Annotated in this window: 15 protein-coding genes and 2 tRNA genes; 15 read left to right on the top strand and 2 right to left on the bottom strand. The window is 45.9% G+C overall.

All coding sequences use genetic code 11. The features are described 5' to 3' along the window. The 3 genes from CAG58_RS04730 (at nucleotide 1) to rpoS (ending at nucleotide 2,645) form a co-directional block, all read left to right on the top strand. Nucleotides 1-627, top strand: coding sequence for a protein-L-isoaspartate(D-aspartate) O-methyltransferase (locus CAG58_RS04730; RefSeq protein WP_004395999.1), 627 nt, complete (start codon nucleotides 1-3; stop codon nucleotides 625-627). After that, nucleotides 627-1,595, top strand: coding sequence for a murein hydrolase activator NlpD (gene nlpD / locus CAG58_RS04725; RefSeq protein ID WP_161425568.1), 969 nt, complete (start codon nucleotides 627-629; stop codon nucleotides 1,593-1,595). The genes CAG58_RS04730 and nlpD overlap by 1 nt, the downstream gene beginning before the upstream one ends. 72 nt (nucleotides 1,596-1,667) lie before the next feature. After that, nucleotides 1,668-2,645 carry an RNA polymerase sigma factor RpoS gene (gene rpoS, locus CAG58_RS04720; RefSeq protein ID WP_161425567.1) on the top strand — a complete coding sequence of 326 codons (978 nt, stop codon included), beginning with the start codon at nucleotides 1,668-1,670 and terminating at the stop codon, nucleotides 2,643-2,645. 62 nt (nucleotides 2,646-2,707) lie between these two features. Here the strand turns inward: rpoS and mutS are convergent, their stop codons facing one another. Continuing rightward, nucleotides 2,708-5,290, bottom strand: coding sequence for a DNA mismatch repair protein MutS (gene mutS / locus CAG58_RS04715; protein ID WP_158137829.1), 2,583 nt, complete (start codon nucleotides 5,288-5,290; stop codon nucleotides 2,708-2,710). A 161-nt stretch (nucleotides 5,291-5,451) separates the two neighbouring features. Further along, a complete protein-coding gene (gene cysM, locus CAG58_RS04710) occupies nucleotides 5,452-6,342 on the bottom strand; it encodes a cysteine synthase CysM (RefSeq protein WP_158137831.1) in 891 nt (296 codons plus the stop codon). Nucleotides 6,343-6,602: 260 nt separating this feature from the next. Here cysM and cysP point away from each other — a divergent pair, with 260 nt between their 5' ends. The 12 genes from cysP (at nucleotide 6,603) to CAG58_RS04650 (ending at nucleotide 17,755) form a co-directional block, all read left to right on the top strand. Further along, on the top strand, nucleotides 6,603-7,604 hold the full coding sequence (cysP, locus tag CAG58_RS04705) for a thiosulfate ABC transporter substrate-binding protein CysP (RefSeq protein WP_154169161.1): 1,002 nt from the start codon (nucleotides 6,603-6,605) through the stop codon (nucleotides 7,602-7,604). A gap of 77 nt (nucleotides 7,605-7,681) precedes the next feature. Beyond that, nucleotides 7,682-8,527, top strand: coding sequence for a sulfate/thiosulfate ABC transporter permease CysT (gene cysT, locus CAG58_RS04700; protein WP_158144272.1), 846 nt, complete (start codon nucleotides 7,682-7,684; stop codon nucleotides 8,525-8,527). A 10-nt stretch (nucleotides 8,528-8,537) separates the two neighbouring features. Further along, on the top strand, nucleotides 8,538-9,401 hold the full coding sequence (gene cysW, locus CAG58_RS04695; RefSeq protein ID WP_004395993.1) for a sulfate ABC transporter permease subunit CysW: 864 nt from the start codon (nucleotides 8,538-8,540) through the stop codon (nucleotides 9,399-9,401). Beyond that, nucleotides 9,398-10,525, top strand: a complete 1,128-nt coding sequence (locus tag CAG58_RS04690) for a sulfate/molybdate ABC transporter ATP-binding protein (RefSeq protein ID WP_154169157.1) — start codon at nucleotides 9,398-9,400, stop codon at nucleotides 10,523-10,525. The genes cysW and CAG58_RS04690 overlap by 4 nt, the downstream gene beginning before the upstream one ends. Nucleotides 10,526-10,625: 100 nt before the next feature. Further along, nucleotides 10,626-11,117, top strand: a complete 492-nt coding sequence (locus CAG58_RS04685; RefSeq protein WP_161426419.1) for a CinA family protein — start codon at nucleotides 10,626-10,628, stop codon at nucleotides 11,115-11,117. A gap of 131 nt (nucleotides 11,118-11,248) precedes the next feature. Further along, a complete protein-coding gene (gene recA / locus CAG58_RS04680) occupies nucleotides 11,249-12,298 on the top strand; it encodes a recombinase RecA (RefSeq protein ID WP_072668909.1) in 1,050 nt (349 codons plus the stop codon). Between the two features lie 62 nt (nucleotides 12,299-12,360). Beyond that, entirely contained in the window at nucleotides 12,361-12,861 is a 501-nt protein-coding gene (gene recX, locus CAG58_RS04675) for a recombination regulator RecX (RefSeq protein ID WP_154169153.1), read from the top strand. Between the two features lie 131 nt (nucleotides 12,862-12,992). Then, nucleotides 12,993-15,575, top strand: coding sequence for an alanine--tRNA ligase (gene alaS / locus CAG58_RS04670; protein ID WP_161426418.1), 2,583 nt, complete (start codon nucleotides 12,993-12,995; stop codon nucleotides 15,573-15,575). Nucleotides 15,576-15,796: 221 nt separating this feature from the next. Beyond that, nucleotides 15,797-16,984, top strand: a complete 1,188-nt coding sequence (locus tag CAG58_RS04665) for an aspartate kinase (protein ID WP_158137833.1) — start codon at nucleotides 15,797-15,799, stop codon at nucleotides 16,982-16,984. A 90-nt stretch (nucleotides 16,985-17,074) separates the two neighbouring features. Next, nucleotides 17,075-17,272 (top strand): carbon storage regulator CsrA, encoded by a 198-nt coding sequence (gene csrA / locus CAG58_RS04660; RefSeq protein ID WP_115152690.1) that lies wholly within the window; start codon nucleotides 17,075-17,077, stop codon nucleotides 17,270-17,272. Between the two features lie 265 nt (nucleotides 17,273-17,537). Beyond that, nucleotides 17,538-17,630 (top strand) — tRNA-Ser (locus CAG58_RS04655). 48 nt (nucleotides 17,631-17,678) lie between these two features. Further along, nucleotides 17,679-17,755: transfer RNA gene (locus CAG58_RS04650), tRNA-Arg, on the top strand. The last annotated feature ends 17 nt before the right edge of the window (nucleotides 17,756-17,772 follow it).

The following is a 17,772-nucleotide window of genomic DNA, read 5'->3' as shown; positions in this document are numbered from 1 at the left end:
ATGAGTAATCCTAAGGCGGATAAACTGATTGAGTATTTAGTGCGGCAAGGAATTGATGATCAAGCGGTATTATCGGCCATCCACGCTTTGCCGAGAGAGCGGTTTGTGTCACAAGCGATGATGCATCAAGCTTATGATAACCATGCGTTACCGATTGGTCTTGGACAAACGATCTCACAACCTTACATTGTGGCCAAAATGACCCAAATATTGTCTTTAAAGCCACATAGCCGAGTTTTAGAAGTTGGCACCGGATCGGGGTATCAAACGGCGGTACTTGCTCAATTGGTTGATCACGTTTTTTCGATTGAACGTATTAAATTTTTACAATGGGAAGCGAAACGCCGTTTGAAACAATTGGATATTTATAATGTCTCAACTAAACATGGCGATGGCTGGCAAGGCTGGGCGGCTAAAGCGCCTTTTGATGCGATTATCGTCACGGCGGCCGCTCCGATTGTTCCGCAAGCTTTACTTGAGCAGTTAACCGATGGTGGCCGTTTAGTGATTCCAGTCGGAGAGGAAGAGCAGCAATTGCTGTGTATTATTCGTCAAGGTGATGAATGGATAACTCAAAGCGTAGAAACGGTACGTTTTGTACCTTTAGTGGCAGGTGAATTAGCTTAATGAAAAAGCGGCAGTGTCGAAATGGATGGCTGATTGGTTTGTGCTGCTTACTGTTTGGTTGTGCGGTTAACACTCCTGCGCCAGTTTCGGGGCTGAACAAAGACTATAACTCAATACCTCGTGGCAGTTATCGAGGCAGTTACTATGAGGTAAAAAAAGGCGATACCTTATACTTTATCTCTTATATTACTGACAAAGATGTTAACGATATTATCCGTTTTAATCGCCTGCAAGCGCCTTATGTGATTCACCCTGGACAAAAGCTGCGTTTATGGGGACCAGTGTATACACCTCCGGCTTATGCGGGAACGGGTGCAGGACCTCGGCCTAAAGCGAATGTCAGTTCGGTTGGTAGCGTTGCTTCGGCGTCGACACCTGTGGCTGTACCAGCACCTGTTGTTATCGCTCCCTCGGTGTCCGTGAAGAGCAAAGACTCTAATCCTGTATCGATCTCTCAAAACAGTAAGAAACCCCCTACAACGGTCAACAAATCACCTACAACGCCTATTGAACAACCGAAAACAAACAGGTATGTTGAAACTACACCCAAAGTAAATGTTACTAATCAGCCTGTCACTAAACCGACACAAAATAACGATAAAATCGCTAAGTGGCTATGGCCAACCAAAGGGAGAGTAATTAAAGGTTTCTCCGCAGGAGATCAAGGAAACAAAGGTATTGATATTGCAGGTCAGCGAGGTCAATCGATTGTTTCTACCGCGGCTGGGACGGTGGTGTATTCAGGTAATGCGCTACGCGGCTACGGCAATTTGATCATTATTAAGCACAATGATGACTATCTGAGTGCCTATGCTCATAATGATCAACTGCTGGTTCAAGAAGGTCAGAATGTAACTGCTGGTCAAAAAATCGCGACCATGGGCAGCTCAGGAACCACCAGTGTTCGCTTACATTTTGAAATTCGTTATCAAGGTAAGCCAGTGAATCCACAACGCTACTTACCATAAACATGCTTGTGATGAGTTATGTAGCCGACATTTGAAGTTGTAATGTCTTGCTAGCTCGCCAGGGGAGGCGTTATGAGTATCAGCAATTCAGTCACTAAAGTCGAAGATTTTGATTTTGACCCTGAAGTTATCAACGCAGCGGAGTCTGACGTTGAGCAACTATCCGCCACTAACCTCAAAGAAGAATACGATGCATCGAGCAAAAGCTTAGATGCAACACAGATGTATTTGAGTGAAATTGGTTTTTCACCCCTTTTAACCGCCGAAGAAGAAGTCCTTTACGCTCGACGTGCATTACGTGGTGATGAGGCCGCGCGCAAGCGAATGATTGAAAGTAACTTACGCTTGGTGGTGAAAATCTCTCGCCGTTACAGTAACCGTGGTCTAGCGTTGCTCGATTTGATTGAAGAAGGCAACCTAGGCTTGATCCGAGCCGTTGAAAAATTTGATCCAGAACGAGGTTTTCGTTTTTCGACTTATGCCACGTGGTGGATTCGTCAAACCATCGAACGGGCGCTGATGAATCAAACTCGTACCATTCGTCTACCGATTCATGTCGTCAAAGAGCTCAATATCTATTTGCGCACAGCACGTGAACTTTCACAGCGTTTGGACCATGAACCTACGGCAGAAGAAATTGCCGCTGAGCTGGACAAGCCAGTTGAAGATGTCAATAAAATGCTACGTTTGAATGAGCGGATCAGTTCTGTTGATACTCCGATTGGTGGCGATGGCGATAAAGCATTGTTGGATATTCTGCCAGACTCTAATCACTCTGATCCGGAAGTATCGACTCAAGATGAAGATATCCGCTTATCCTTGCTTAATTGGCTCGATGAGCTCAATCCAAAGCAAAAAGAAGTCTTAGCGCGCCGTTTTGGATTACTGGGTTATGAACCTTCAACGCTGGAAGAAGTTGGGCGAGAAATTAATCTTACCCGTGAGCGAGTCAGACAGATCCAAGTAGAAGGCTTACGTCGCCTACGCGAGATCCTCGTTAAACAAGGGCTGAATATGGAAGCTTTGTTTAATGTCGATAACGACAATTAATTGGCTTTAATGATGTAGAAAAGGCACCTCGATGGTGCCTTTTTGCTTTAATACTGCTGTATCTATAAGCATTTTTTTAAGCGATATAGGGCTTCTAATGCTTGACGTGGCGTCAGCTCATCGGGATCAATACCGGCGAGTAGCTGTTCAACTTCACTTGGTTCAGGAATTAAGCTCATTTGATCAGTTATAGCCAGTGATGCTGATGGTTTCTTGGTCGTCTCTCGCTGTTGCTCAAGCTGTGCGAGTTTATTTTTGGCATTGGTAATCACAGCCTTAGGTACGCCCGCTAAGCTCGCGACGGCTAAACCGTAGGATTTACTGGCCGCCCCTTCTTGTACGGCGTGCATGAAGGCGATGTTTTCACCATGCTCAACCGCATCGAGATGAACATTCGCCAAGTGCGGTAAAGTGCTGGGCAGTTCAGTTAACTCAAAATAGTGAGTAGCAAATAGGGTCATGGCTCCAATTTTGGTGGCTAACCATTCGGCACTGGCCCACGCTAAAGAGAGCCCATCATAAGTGCTGGTGCCTCGACCAATCTCATCCATCAATACCAAACTATGCTGGGTTGCATTATGTAGGATATTTGCAGTTTCGGTCATTTCGACCATAAACGTGGAACGACCTGAAGCCAGATCATCAGAGGCGCCAATCCGAGTGAAAATCCGATCTAACAAACCAATCGTCGCCGATTGCGCTGGGACATAACTGCCCATGTGTGCCATCAAGGCGATCAAGGCGGTTTGGCGCATATAGGTCGATTTACCCCCCATGTTCGGCCCGGTAATGATCAACATTTTACGTTGCTGGTGGAGCGTGATTGGGTTAGCAATAAAGGGATCGTTCATCACTTGCTCAACCACCGGATGACGACCGGCTTGAATCTGTAAGCCAATATTCTCGGTTAAGGTTGGTCGACAATAATCCAAGCTTTCTGCTCTTTCGGCTAAATTTTGTAGTACGTCCAACTGTGAAAGGGCTGAAGCTAACGTTTGCAAACACTCTAAGTGAGGCAGTAACAGATCAAACAATTGTTCCCAAAGCTGTTTCTCTAATGCTAAAGCTTTTGATTTGGAATTTAATACTTTGTCTTCATGTGCTTTGAGCTCAGGAATAATGTAGCGCTCAGCATTTTTTAAGGTTTGGCGACGAACATAGTGCGGTGGCACCAGTTGGCTTTGTCCGCGGCTGACTTGGATATAAAAGCCGTGGACATTGTTGTAACCGACTTTCAAGCTGTCAATGCCGTGACGTTCACGTTCATCGGCTTCTAATTGATCGAGATACTCGGTAGCACCTGCGGCTAATTTACGCCACTCGTCCAGTTCCGCATCATAACCATCAGCAATCACGCCACCATCACGGATCACCACTGGAGGGTTGTCTTTTATCGCTCGTTCCAGCAGTTGGGAGAGCACTTCAATGGGCTGGGCATCTTGACGTAATTGACATAAATACGGATGTCTAAGCGACGCCATTTGCTGGTTGAGCTCAGGTAACTGCTGCAGCGCATTTCTCAGGCGAGCTAAATCACGTGGGCGAGCAGAGCGCAGTGCTAAACGAGCCAAGATACGCTCGATATCGCCAATTTGTTTTAATATTGGGGAAAGTTCAGCAAATAGCGCGTCTTGTTTGAGCTCGGTTATCCCATCCAAACGTTGATTGATGGTGTCGATATGACGCGTAGGTTGGTGAATCCAACGTTTGAGCATACGGCTGCCCATCGCGGTTGCACAGTGATCTAAGACTTCAGCTAAGGTGTGCTCTTGTCCGCCCGCTAAATTTTGGGTTAATTCTAAGTTACGACGAGTCGCTGCATCTAAAATAACCGATTGATCTTGGCGATCAAAAGTCAGAGCACGAATATGGGGTAGGGCGGTGCGCTGAGTATCTTTTACGTATTGAATTAAGCAGCCCGCTGCACATAAACCGAGTTTGGCTTTTTCTACACCAAAACCTACCAAGTCACGAGTGCCAAATTGTTGATTTAACTGTTGTTTTGCGGTGTCGAGTTCGAATTCCCAAATCGGGCGGCGTCGGTTACCTTTGCGATTGGCTAGAACCTGTACAGGGCTAAAATCTTCAGGAAAGAGCAATTCGCGCGGTGCGGTGCGTTGCAGTTCAGCGCACATTGATTCTACCGAATCTGGTTCAGAGAGTTGAAAACGGCCAGAGGTGATATCCAAGGTAGCATAACCAAATTTACCGCCCTGATGATAAATCGCCGCAATCAAATTATCGCTACGCTCAGACAATAAGGCTTCGTCAGTGATGGTGCCAGGGGTAATAATGCGTACCACTTTGCGTTCAACCGGCCCCTTACTGGTCGCCGGATCGCCTATTTGCTCGCAAATAGCGATGGATTCTCCCAACTGCACTAGTTTGGCTAAGTAGCCTTCCACAGCATGATAAGGTACGCCAGCCATGGGGATTGGTTCACCGGCAGAAGCGCCGCGTTTGGTGAGAGAGATATCTAATAATTGCGAGGCACGTTTTGCATCATCATAAAACAGTTCATAAAAATCACCCATGCGATAAAACAGCAAAATATCGGGGTTTTCTGCTTTGAGTTTAAGATACTGCCTCATCATCGGGGTATGAGATGAGGAAGACTCGATGCAAGAAGCGTTGGATGTACTCATGGTATTAGTTACTCGGTTAGCCAGTTGTTTGTTCTGAGCGTCAACAACTCAGCCGCAGAGGATAACAAACTTCACTATTAATGAGCAATCAACCGATGGGGCAGGTAGTGAATGACATGATGAACAGGCTCATCATGTCATTTAAAAATACTCTTTTGGTTTCAAGAAAATAGACCAGAAGAGAGATAACGATCGCCGCGATCACAGACGATTGCGACAACCACTGCCCCCGGGTTCTGTTTAGCGATTTGTAACGCGGCAAATACGGAGCCCCCAGAGCTTACACCAGCGCAGATCCCTTCTTGAGTCGCTAATGCTCGCGCCGTTTGAACAGCATCCTGTTCGCTGATATCCATCACCACATCGACCCGAGACTGTTCAAAAATCCCCGGTAGATACTCCTTTGGCCAGCGGCGGATTCCAGGTATCGAGCTGCCTTCAGACGGTTGCAGGCCGATGATTTGGATTTGCGGGTTTTGCTGTTTAAGATAACGTGACGTACCCATGATGGTGCCGGTTGTCCCCATGCTAGAGACAAAATGAGTAATCAGTCCTTGGCTTTGCTGCCAAATTTCGGGTCCGGTTGACTGAAAGTGCGCCAAGGGATTATCTGGATTATTAAATTGATCCAGCACTTTGCCTTGACCTTGGGCTTGCATTTGCAGAGCTAAATCACGAGCGCCTTCCATGCCTTGTTCTTTACTGACCAGAATTAATTCACAGCCGTAGGCACGCATGGAATCTTTACGCTCTTGGGTTGCGTTATCAGGCATGATTAAGGTCATTTTGTAGCCTTTAATCGCGGCAGCCATGGCTAAGGCGATGCCTGTATTACCACTGGTGGCTTCGATGATCCTATCTCCAGGATGAATATCACCGCGCTTCTCAGCCTGAACAATCATATTCAATGCCGGACGATCTTTGACTGAACCTGCCGGATTGTTGCCTTCCAGTTTGACTAAAACGGTGCTCGAGCTATCTTGAGCTAATCTTTGTAAACGAACTAATGGCGTTTGTCCGACATACGCTTCAATGGTTGGAAAATCAGTCACATGTTTATCCTTAGTCATTTATCTTTTGATTAAGCAGTACACCGCTGGTTGTCTGAGTGATGGAGGTGTCGTTCAGACTAAGCTGTTTTATCACACTTCGGTCATCTGTCTATTATAAAACTGACGGTTTAATCGACATACAATTTATTGCTAGATTTTATTCCAAAAAGTTCTATTAATAAGCTTTGTTATAATCCATTTACCTAATACTCTAAGCAACAGGAAGCCATGCTGGCAACGGGAATTGTGGAGTATCAAATATGAAGTTTATTAAGTCGGCGTTAGCCACATTACTCATGGTTGGAACATTCAATGTTTCAGCCGCCGATCAAACCATTCTTAACTCATCGTATGATATCGCTCGTGAGCTTTTCAATGCTTATAACCCGCTATTTGCTAAGCATTGGCAAGAAAAAACTGGGCAAACGGTAGAAATACGCCAATCTCATGGCGGTTCTTCCGCTCAAGCTCGTTCTATTTTACAAGGGCTTGCAGCGGATGTGGTGACTTTCAACCAAGTTACCGACGTCCAAGTTCTGCATGATCGGGGAAAATTAATCGACGCTAATTGGCAAGATAAATTTCCTAATGCGAGCTCACCTTATTATTCAACAACCGCATTTTTAGTTCGCAAAGGTAACCCGAAAAATATTCAGAACTGGGATGATTTGGCTCGCGACGATGTGTCATCCGTATTCCCGAATCCAAAAACTTCCGGTAATGCGCGTTACACCTATTTGGCCGCGTTAGGTTTTGCCCAGCAAGAATTTGGTGTCGATAATCAAGCCGAACAAGACCGATTTTTAAGACAGTTTCTTGCTAATGTCGCGGTATTTGATACCGGAGGTCGAGGGGCAACCACTTCTTTTGTTGAGCGTGGCCTTGGGGACGTATTGATTACTTTTGAATCTGAAGTTAATAATATTCGTCAGCAGTACGGTATGGATGATTATCAAGTCGTGGTGCCTAAAACTTCTATTTTGGCTGAATTTCCGGTAGCGGTTGTCGAGCGTACCGCTAAACGTAAAGGCACTTATGAGGTTGCTCACGAATACCTCTCTTACTTATACAGCGAAGAGGCACAGCGTTTATTGGCTGGTTTCAGCTATCGAATCCATGATGAAAAAGTGAAAGCCGAGTTTGCCGATCGTTTTCCTGATGTCGAATTATTAACGGTAGAGACTATTGCGGGTGGTTGGGAAAAAGCCATGCAAGACCATTTTGCCAATGGCGCTAAACTGGATCAGCTACAACGTCGTTAACCGATTATTCGCCACTTAGTTTTACTAATCTAACTCAGTGGCTATTTTACTTACGCTTAAGTTTTTGCAGAGGGTTTATGAGCCGTTCTCTCACGCGACCACGTCATAAACGAGTATTGCCCGGTTTTGGGGTCAGTCTCGGGACCTCACTATTTTTTATCAGTTTAATTTTATTACTGCCGGCGAGTGGCTTAATTATCCAAACCAGCAATATGTCTTGGGCAGAATATTGGCAGGTGATCGCCGACCCAAGAGTGGTGGCCAGTTATAAAGTTACCATTGTAGCCGCGTTGATTGCCTCGTTATTTAATGGCTTGCTAGGACTATTGCTGGCTTGGGTTTTGGTTCGTTATGACTTTTATGGCAAACGGATCCTGGATGCGTTAGTCGACTTACCCTTTGCGCTCCCCACGGCAGTGGCAGGAATAACCTTAGCGACGCTGTACTCAACCAATGGATGGGTAGGAAGTGTGCTTAGTGAACTCGGGATCAAGGTCGCTTACACCCCTTTAGGGATTGTATTAGCAATGGTGTTTACCAGTTTGCCTTTTGTGGTTCGTACGGTTCAGCCTGTGTTAGAAGAGATTTCTAAAGAGGAGGAAGAAGCCGGTATGACCCTTGGTGCGACGGATCGAGCGGTGTTTTGGCGAGTGATCATGCCGTCGTTAAAGCCCGCTCTGCTGGTTGGTGTCGCGCTTTCATTTACGCGCAGTTTAGGGGAGTTTGGCGCGGTGATCTTCATTGCTGGCAACATGCCTTATGTGAGTGAAATTACGTCATTAATGATTTTTGTGCGTTTGCAAGAATTTGATTTTCCTGCGGCGAGCGCGATTGCTTCGGTGGTGCTACTTGCTTCTTTGTTATTACTGTTGACGATCAATGTATGGCAAGGTGCTTATTTACGTCGTATTCATGGGCGTTAAGGAAAAGGCGATGAAAGGATTACAGCCGAAACGAGTCGGTGAAACGCCTTGGGTGAAATGGAGCCTGATTGGATTGGCGCTATTTTGGGTCACTTTACTTTTAGTGATCCCATTAGTCAGTATTTTTCAGCAAGCGTTCGCAAGTGGTTTATCGGCTTACATTGGTCATTTACTCGAACCCGATACGCGCCATGCGATCAGTTTGACGTTATTGGTTGCCCTGTTGACGGTGCCTATTAATTTGGTGTTTGGGGTGTTGCTCGCTTGGGCGGTCACGCGTTTTGAATTTCCAGGACGTAAAGTACTGACCACGATCATTGATATTCCATTTGCCGTTTCTCCCGTCGTTGCAGGTTTGTTGTATTTACTGCTCTATGGCAGTAACGGCTGGTTAGGTGAATGGCTGTTTGAGCGTGATTTACAAGTGATGTTTGCCTGGCCGGGTATCGTATTGGTCACGGTGTTTGTTACCTGCCCATTTGTTGCCCGAGAGCTGATCCCTCTGATGCAACAGCAAGGCCGTTCGGATGAAGAAGCGGCGGTGATTTTGGGCGCATCGTGGTGGCAACTGTTTCGTCGAGTGACGTTGCCGAACATAAAATGGGCCCTTATTTACGGGGTGATATTAACCAACGCCAGAGCGATTGGCGAATTTGGTGCAGTGGCGGTGGTATCTGGCAATATCCGTGGTGAGACCAATACCCTTCCTTTGCATGTCCAAGTCTTGTATGAAGATTACCAATCACAAGCGGCGTTCGCGAGTGCGTCATTACTGGCGTTTATCGCCTTGTTAACATTAGTGTTAAAAGCGATTGTTGAGTGGCGACAAGAACATAATCAAAGCAAAACCAAGAGTGAGCAAGAGACGGTATGAGTATTCGTTTAGATAATATTTCCAAAAACTTTGGAGCATTTCAGGCTTTATCACCGCTCTCTTTACACATTGATGATGGCGAAATGATAGGCTTACTAGGCCCATCTGGCTCAGGAAAAACCACTTTATTGCGTATTATCGCTGGCTTGGAAGGGGCGGATACTGGACACATTCATTTTCGTGATCGTGATGTCACCCATGTTCATGTTCGTGAACGCCGAGTTGGGTTTGTATTTCAAAATTACGCCCTGTTCCGGCATATGACGGTTGCGGATAATGTGGCCTTTGGTTTACAAGTGATGGATCGTCGTCAGCGTCCAACGTCGACTGAAATCGCTCGACGAGTCAAACAACTGCTTGAGATTGTTCAACTTGGTCATTTGGCCGATCGCTATCCAGAGCAGTTGTCAGGTGGACAAAAACAGCGTATCGCGTTAGCTCGAGCATTGGCCACTCAACCAGAAGTGTTGTTATTGGATGAGCCGTTTGGTGCGCTCGATGCCAAAGTTCGTAAAGAGCTACGTCGCTGGCTACGCAGTTTGCATGATGAGCTCGGCTTTACCAGCGTTTTCGTCACCCACGATCAAGATGAAGCCTTGGAGCTTTCGGATCGTGTGGTGGTGATGAGTAATGGTCGAATCGAACAAGTCGATACCCCTGTTCAGTTATACGCTGAGCCAAACAGTCGTTTTGTGTTCGACTTTTTTGGTAATGTAAATGTTTTTCCTGCTCAGTGGCAGGATCCCCATTGGAAAAATGAGCAGGCTTTTATTTTGCCGCCTCAGCAGAGAGCGATTCAACAAACTGGGACGCTTTACGTTCGTAGTCATGAGTTGAGTGTTTCTCTCAAAGAGAACAGTCAAGCGTGTTTACCTTGTGAAGTTTTGTCGATTAATCCTGTTGGTGCAGAGGTTCGAGTCGAGCTTGCGCCTATTGGTTGGCAAAGCCCTGAACCATGGGAAGCGAAACTGACTCATCGCGCTTTAAATGAACAGCCTATTGCTCGCGGTGACAAAGTATTTGCTACGCCACAGGTGGGGTATTTTTTTGACGAACAGAGTCAGTCTCCTCAGGTGATTCGCTGGCCGTTCCTTGATGCAGACAGTTTAATGTTTGAAATTTAAGAGTCATCATGACGGTGTGGTGTGAAGCAATGGGTACCGAATGGTGCCCATTATGTTTTATGATGTTTGGGTGGTTGGATTAAAAATAAGTAGGGGTAGCATGAATCACATCGTCGCACTAAGCCAACAAGTCGGGCAGCAGTTATTGGCTGCTCAGCAAATGATGACTAGCGCTGAATCGTGCACGGGCGGAGGTGTTGCCTTTGCCATCACCGATACCGCAGGCAGCTCGGCTTGGTTTGATCGCGCTTTTGTCACTTACAGTAATCAAGCTAAACAAGAGATGCTCGGTGTGCGTTCACAAACGTTGCTTGAATATGGCGCGGTTTCTGAACCGGTGGTCGTGGAAATGGTCCACGGAGCACTATTGCATTCACAGGCGACCATCGGAGTAGCGATCAGTGGTATCGCTGGGCCATCAGGGGCGACGGATGACAAGCCCGTCGGCACCGTATGTTTTGCTTGGGCGAGTAACCAAGGTTGGCAGAGGGTGGAAACGGTTTATTTTCAAGGAGATAGGGCGAGTGTTCGCGAGCAGGCGATCATCCATGCGTTGCTAATCATCAGTGACCATTTATCTTCAACGATTTGAGCTGAGGCGCAAAAATCTTCATACAGCTCTGGACACTGTATGAATCAACAGTATAATAAGTGGCAAGTTGACGATAACGTCGCACTCAATCGCGAAACCTTTCACCGTAAGGTGACAGTCTGGAGAAAGTAATGGACGAGAATAAACAAAAAGCCTTAGCCGCAGCGCTTGGTCAAATTGAAAAGCAATTCGGTAAAGGATCTATCATGCTGCTGGGTGATAACCGCACGATGGATGTCGAGACGATTTCAACCGGTTCTCTTTCTCTCGACATCGCCTTGGGTGCTGGCGGTTTACCGATGGGGCGGATTGTTGAAGTTTATGGTCCTGAATCTTCGGGTAAAACAACTTTAACTCTTGAGTTAATTGCTTCTGCACAACGTGAAGGTAAAACCTGTGCGTTTATTGATGCTGAACACGCTCTTGATCCTATTTATGCTCAGAAGCTGGGTGTGAAGATCAACGATCTACTTGTTTCTCAGCCAGATACTGGTGAACAAGCACTGGAAATTTGTGATGCACTGGCGCGTTCTGGTGCGGTCGACGTCATCGTCGTTGACTCTGTTGCTGCGCTAACACCGAAAGCCGAAATTGAAGGTGAAATGGGTGATAGCCACATGGGCCTCCAAGCTCGTATGCTTTCTCAAGCGATGCGTAAGCTGACAGGTAACTTGAAGCAGTCGAACTGTATGTGTATTTTCATCAACCAAATTCGGATGAAAATTGGCGTGATGTTTGGCAACCCAGAAACCACAACGGGTGGTAATGCGCTTAAGTTCTACGCTTCGGTTCGCTTAGATATTCGTCGTACAGGCGCGATTAAAGAAGGCGAAGAAGTGGTGGGTAATGAAACCCGCATTAAAGTCGTTAAAAATAAAATCGCCGCCCCGTTTAAAGAAGCCAATACTCAAATCATGTACGGACAAGGGTTTAACCGTGAGGGCGAGTTGGTCGATTTAGGGGTTAAACATAAGCTGATTGAAAAATCCGGTGCTTGGTACAGCTACAATGGCGATAAAATTGGCCAAGGTAAAGCCAATGCTTGTAAGTTTTTGCGTGAGCATCCTGAAGCCAGCAAGGCGATTGATAGCAAATTGCGTGAGATGCTACTCAGCCCTGAACAAGTTCCGCTTGATGAGCCTGAATTTGGTGTCATACCTGAGCAGGAAGAAGAGCTGTAATCTAATCCCTGACCTATCTTTAAGCCCTGCTTTGCAGGGCTTTCTTATTTGGAGCTAAATCGATGCATTGCCCTTCATCCTCGCGCTATCCCAATCGAAATAAAAGTGCCTCATCACCGAGTCATCCTAAAGAAACCGCTCTTCGAATCTTGTCGCGTCGAGATCACAGCGAATACGAGCTTATCCAAAAATTACTCCTTAAGGGTTTTAGCCGTGAAGAGATACAACCGGTGATGATGTATTGCCAAGACTATGGCTATCTTGATGATTTACGTTATGCCTTAAGTGCTATTCGCCAAGGCATGAACAAAGGCCATGGTGAGCGGAGAATTCGTCAGTTATTGCAGCAAAATCGAGTTGCCGATGACGTGGTTAATATCGCGTTAGAGCAGCTTGCCCCCGATTGGTTTGAACTCGCCAAACAGCTAGCAGAGAGGAAGTTTAAAGTTCAACCTGCGATTGAAGCCAAAGAACAGGCAAAGCGGGTGCGATTTTTGCAGTCTCGAGGATTCAGCTTTGAACAGATTCACTACGCTTTGAGTGATCAAGAAGAGACAAACTAAACGTTAATTAATCGTCTATCACGCCTCTTTTTTATTGCCATCAGCGGCTTTTATTTAAGAAAACTAGGCGAAGCCTTATCCATGCTTTACAATACGCAAAATTCTAACTTGAGTCATTCAGGAAGAGCTGCATGTTTATGAGCACCGATGAGGTTCGCCGCGCGTTCCTCTCATTCTTTGAAAGTAAAGGACACCAAATCGTTGACAGTTCGTCATTGGTGCCTGCAAACGATCCGACCCTGCTATTCACTAATGCTGGGATGAACCAATTTAAAGACTGCTTTTTAGGCCTAGAAAAACGCGCCTATACTCGCGCTACGACAGCTCAGCGCTGCGTTCGTGCTGGTGGTAAACACAACGATCTAGAAAACGTTGGCTTCACTGCTCGTCACCACACTTTTTTTGAAATGCTAGGCAACTTCAGTTTTGGCGATTATTTCAAAGAAGATGCCATTCAGTATGCGTGGGAGTTTTTAACCGAAGTGGTTAAGCTTCCTAAAGAGCGTCTATTGGTCACCGTTTATCAAACCGACGATGAAGCGTTTGATATTTGGCATCAGCAAATTGGCATTCCACAAGATCGTATTATTCGTATTGGCGACAAGCCTGGCGGTAAAGCTTACGAGTCTGATAACTTCTGGCAAATGGGTGACACCGGACCTTGTGGTCCTTGTACGGAAATTTTCTACGATCATGGCGAGCATATTTGGGGTGGTCCTCCAGGTTCAGCTGAAGAAGACGGCGATCGTTTTATTGAAATTTGGAACGTGGTCTTTATGCAGTTTAATCGCCACGCTGATGGGAAAATGGAACCGCTACCTAAGCCTTCGGTTGACACCGGAATGGGTATCGAGCGTATTTCGGCGATCACTCAGGGAGTTCATTCCAACTATGAGATCGATGTCTTCCAAGCGTTAATCAAAGCCGCGGCAGAAGTGATTGGTTACCAAGACCTGACCAATCAATCATTACGTGTTGTCGCGGACCATATTCGCTCTTGTGCCTTTTTGATTGTTGATGGTGTGATGCCGTCGAATGAAGGTCGTGGTTATGTCCTGCGCCGCATCATTCGCCGTGCAGTTCGTCATGGTAACAAATTAGGAGCACAAGGGGCTTTCTTCCATAAGCTCGTAGCACCGTTAGCCGAGGTAATGGGCAGCGCTGGCGAAGAGCTTAAAAAACAGCACGCCTTAGTGGAAAAAGTACTGCGTATCGAAGAAGAAAACTTTGGTCGTACATTAGAGCGCGGTATGGCGATTCTCAACGATGCATTGGATGCGGTTGAAGGTTCGGTTTTAGATGGTGAAACTGTATTCAAACTCTATGATACTTACGGCTTTCCGGCGGATTTAACCAATGATGTTGCGCGTGAGCGTGGTTTCACCATTGATGAAGAAGGCTTTGAAGCGGCGATGGAAGAGCAGCGTCAGCGTGCGCGCGATGCAGGCAATTTTGGCACCGATTACAACAGCATGATTAAGGTGGATGGAGAAACGGAATTCTGCGGTTATAGCGCGACCCAGCAAATGAGTCCGGTATCTGCATTATTCGTCGATGGCCAAGAAGTTTCGGCGCTATCAGCAGGTGATAAAGCGATCGTTGTTTTGGAAACAACGCCGTTTTATGCTGAATCTGGCGGTCAATGCGGTGATGCTGGCTTACTGAGAACCGCTTCGGGTGTGTTTAAAGTCGACGATACCCAGAAATTAGGTAATGCCATTGCCCATTATGGTGTGATGCAAGAAGGCGTATTAGCCAGTAGCGATCATGTTGAAGCTCTGGTGGATGAAAAACGTCGCAATGCGATCTCACTCAATCACTCAGCGACCCACTTATTGCACGCCGCTTTACGTCAAGTACTCGGTGAGCATGTGACCCAAAAAGGTTCACTGGTTAGAGCCGAAAATTTGCGCTTCGATTTCTCTCATTTAGAAGCCATGACCGCAGCAGAAATTAAGCAAGTTGAACGTTTAGTCAACGCGCAAATTCGCTTGAATCATGTGATTGAAACTCATGTGATGGACATCGAATCCGCTAAACAAAAAGGCGCTATGGCGCTGTTTGGCGAGAAATACGATGAACAAGTTCGTGTCTTGTCGATGGGTGATTTTTCGACCGAATTATGTGGTGGTATTCATGCGTCACATACCGGTGATATTGGCCTATTTAAGATTCTCTCTGAAGGGGGGATTGCTGCAGGGATTCGTCGTATTGAAGCTGTAACGGGTGAAACCGCACTGGATGCATTGGAAACTCAGCAGCACAAGTACGAAGAGAAATTATCGGAAGCGATGCAAAAAACTAAGCAACTGGAAAAAGAAATCCAGCAACTGAAAGATAAGCTTGCTTCACAAGCCAGTGCCAACTTGATCGATCAGGTTAAATTAATCGCCGGTGTTAAAGTCCTCGTGGCGCAATTGAATGGCGCTGATAATAAAGCCTTACGTGGTATGGTGGATGAGCTTAAAAACCAATTAGGTAGCGGGATTATTTTGCTTGGTAATGTTGCTGACGACAAAGTTGGTTTAATTGCTGGCGTGACTAACGATCTGACCGCCAAAGTCAAAGCGGGGGAGCTGGTTAACCTCGTTGCCCAGCAAGTCGGTGGTAAAGGTGGTGGTCGTCCCGACATGGCACAAGCTGGAGGGAGCGATGCACAGGCATTGCCATTGGCTTTAGAGTCGGTAGACGCTTGGATTGCTGAGCGTTTATAAAGTAATGATAACTTACGCTCAATCACTATTTTTTGATTGAGCGTAACTTTATCTGGTTAACCAAGTGGTGTAATTGACGTTATTTTAACCGTAACCAATTACTCACTTGGTTTTGTCGTTTATACTCTCCAAACGAATAATCAATAGGTTGATTAGTGTACTGGTTGATTATGATATTGTTTGGACCTAATGAGACTTTGGTCTTGGGAAGGTGAATACTGGTGAAAAAGCCCCTTATCGTGCAAAAGTTCGGCGGAACGTCGGTTGGTTCAATTGAAAGAATGCATACCGTAGCCGAGCACATCATTAAAGCGAAGAATGATGGTAATCAAGTTGTTGTTGTCGTTTCGGCAATGTCAGGAGAAACCAATCGTTTATTGGGCCTCGCCCAACAAATCGATAGCGTTCCTACTGCTCGAGAACTTGATGTTTTGCTCTCTGCTGGTGAGCAAGTGTCGATGGCACTGCTGGCAATGACCTTAAATAAATTGGGTTATGCAGCACGCTCACTAACCGGAGCTCAGGCGAAGATTGTGACGGATAATCAACACAATGACGCAACGATTAAGAACATTGATACTCAAACGATTACAGAGCTACTAGAGCAAGATCAGATTGTGATAGTGGCTGGTTTTCAAGGTATTAATGATAATGGGGATATCACCACTTTAGGACGAGGGGGCTCCGATACGAGTGCAGTAACACTCGCGGGAGCACTGAGAGCTGATGAGTGTCAAATATTCACGGATGTTGATGGTGTGTACACTTGTGATCCACGAGTGGTACCTACTGCTAAAAAACTAGACGTGATAGATTTCCCATCTATGGAAGAGATGGCGCGTAAAGGCGCTAAAGTGTTGCATTTACCTTGCGTACAATATGCATGGAAGCATCAAGTGCCTTTACGAGTGTTATCGACGTTCGATGTTAATCATGGCAGTTTAATTAAGGGTGAGGTTGGGACACAAAGGGTCTGTGGCGTAGCAATACAGCGCGATATGGCTTTAGTCACTGTTCCTCACGATAGCTTAGCTGGCTTAATTAAACAATGTCAGATGCTAGCGATTGAACTGTGGAATGTGATCGAGGAGACAGAATGGGCAGGCGTAGTCATAAAACGCGATGCTTATGCGAAGTTGGATCTGGTGTTCCGCGATAAAATCCGTAATAGTGAGCAGGTGAGTTTACTAACGACAGTTGGTTTGCAAGCCCCTGCTTTGATGGATCATGCCTGTACATTATTAGCCGAAAACGGTATTAATGTGCATTATGTTTCTAACACCTCACACTCGTTAATGTTAATGCTTGCGCCGGACAAGGTTGATAGTGCGGCTAATATTTTGCACGAAGCTTATATTCATTCGGATACTTTATTGCAGTTTCAGGCTAAACAAGCCTTTTTAGGCTGATTTAGAGAGTAGAGAGTTTACGAAAATATAACTTTTAGTAGATAATAGTGTTGTTGCAAGATAATACAGAGAATACTCAAGGAGCAAAGAATGCTAATTTTGACTCGCCGCGTTGGCGAAACACTGATGATCGGTGATGAAGTAACCGTAACAGTTCTGGGCGTAAAAGGTAACCAAGTACGTATTGGTGTGAATGCTCCGAAAGAGGTGTCTGTGCACCGTGAAGAAATCTACATGCGCATTCAAGCTGAAAAAGGTAATAGTACTGCCACACCTGGCAACTACTAATTATTGAACTGAGAAAGGCTGACTAATGTCAGCCTTTCTGGTTTTTGACGGACTGGAAGGGTAATTAGAGTCGTGTGTTTTTGACTACGATTGCGTCATCTGTGGATGATATTATTTAGGTGTTTGTTTTTAGCTAGAGTTTTTCTAAAGCGTAAATTCTCGACGCTTTGGTTAAATTGCCAACGGTTGATGTGGTTTTTGTTTTTTTTACCAAGAAAGTGTTTGACATATTTTGGGTAAATCGTAATATGTGCCTCCGCAAGACGGTGAGGTGGCCGAGAGGCTGAAGGCGCTCCCCTGCTAAGGGAGTATACGGTTTGTAGCCGTATCGAGGGTTCGAATCCCTCCCTCATCGCCATCTTGTGGTGCTTACGAATATAAAGAAATTTATACAATAAGCGACAGCGCGTCCTTAGCTCAGCTGGATAGAGTACCTGGCTACGAACCAGGCGGTCGGAGGTTCGAATCCTCCAGGACGCGCCATATTTCTTTTGGAATGT

Source organism: Vibrio sp. V31_P5A7T61, assembly GCF_009904895.1.
GTDB lineage: Bacteria > Pseudomonadota > Gammaproteobacteria > Enterobacterales > Vibrionaceae > Vibrio > Vibrio metschnikovii.
This window is presented reverse-complemented; position numbering and strand designations above follow the sequence as displayed.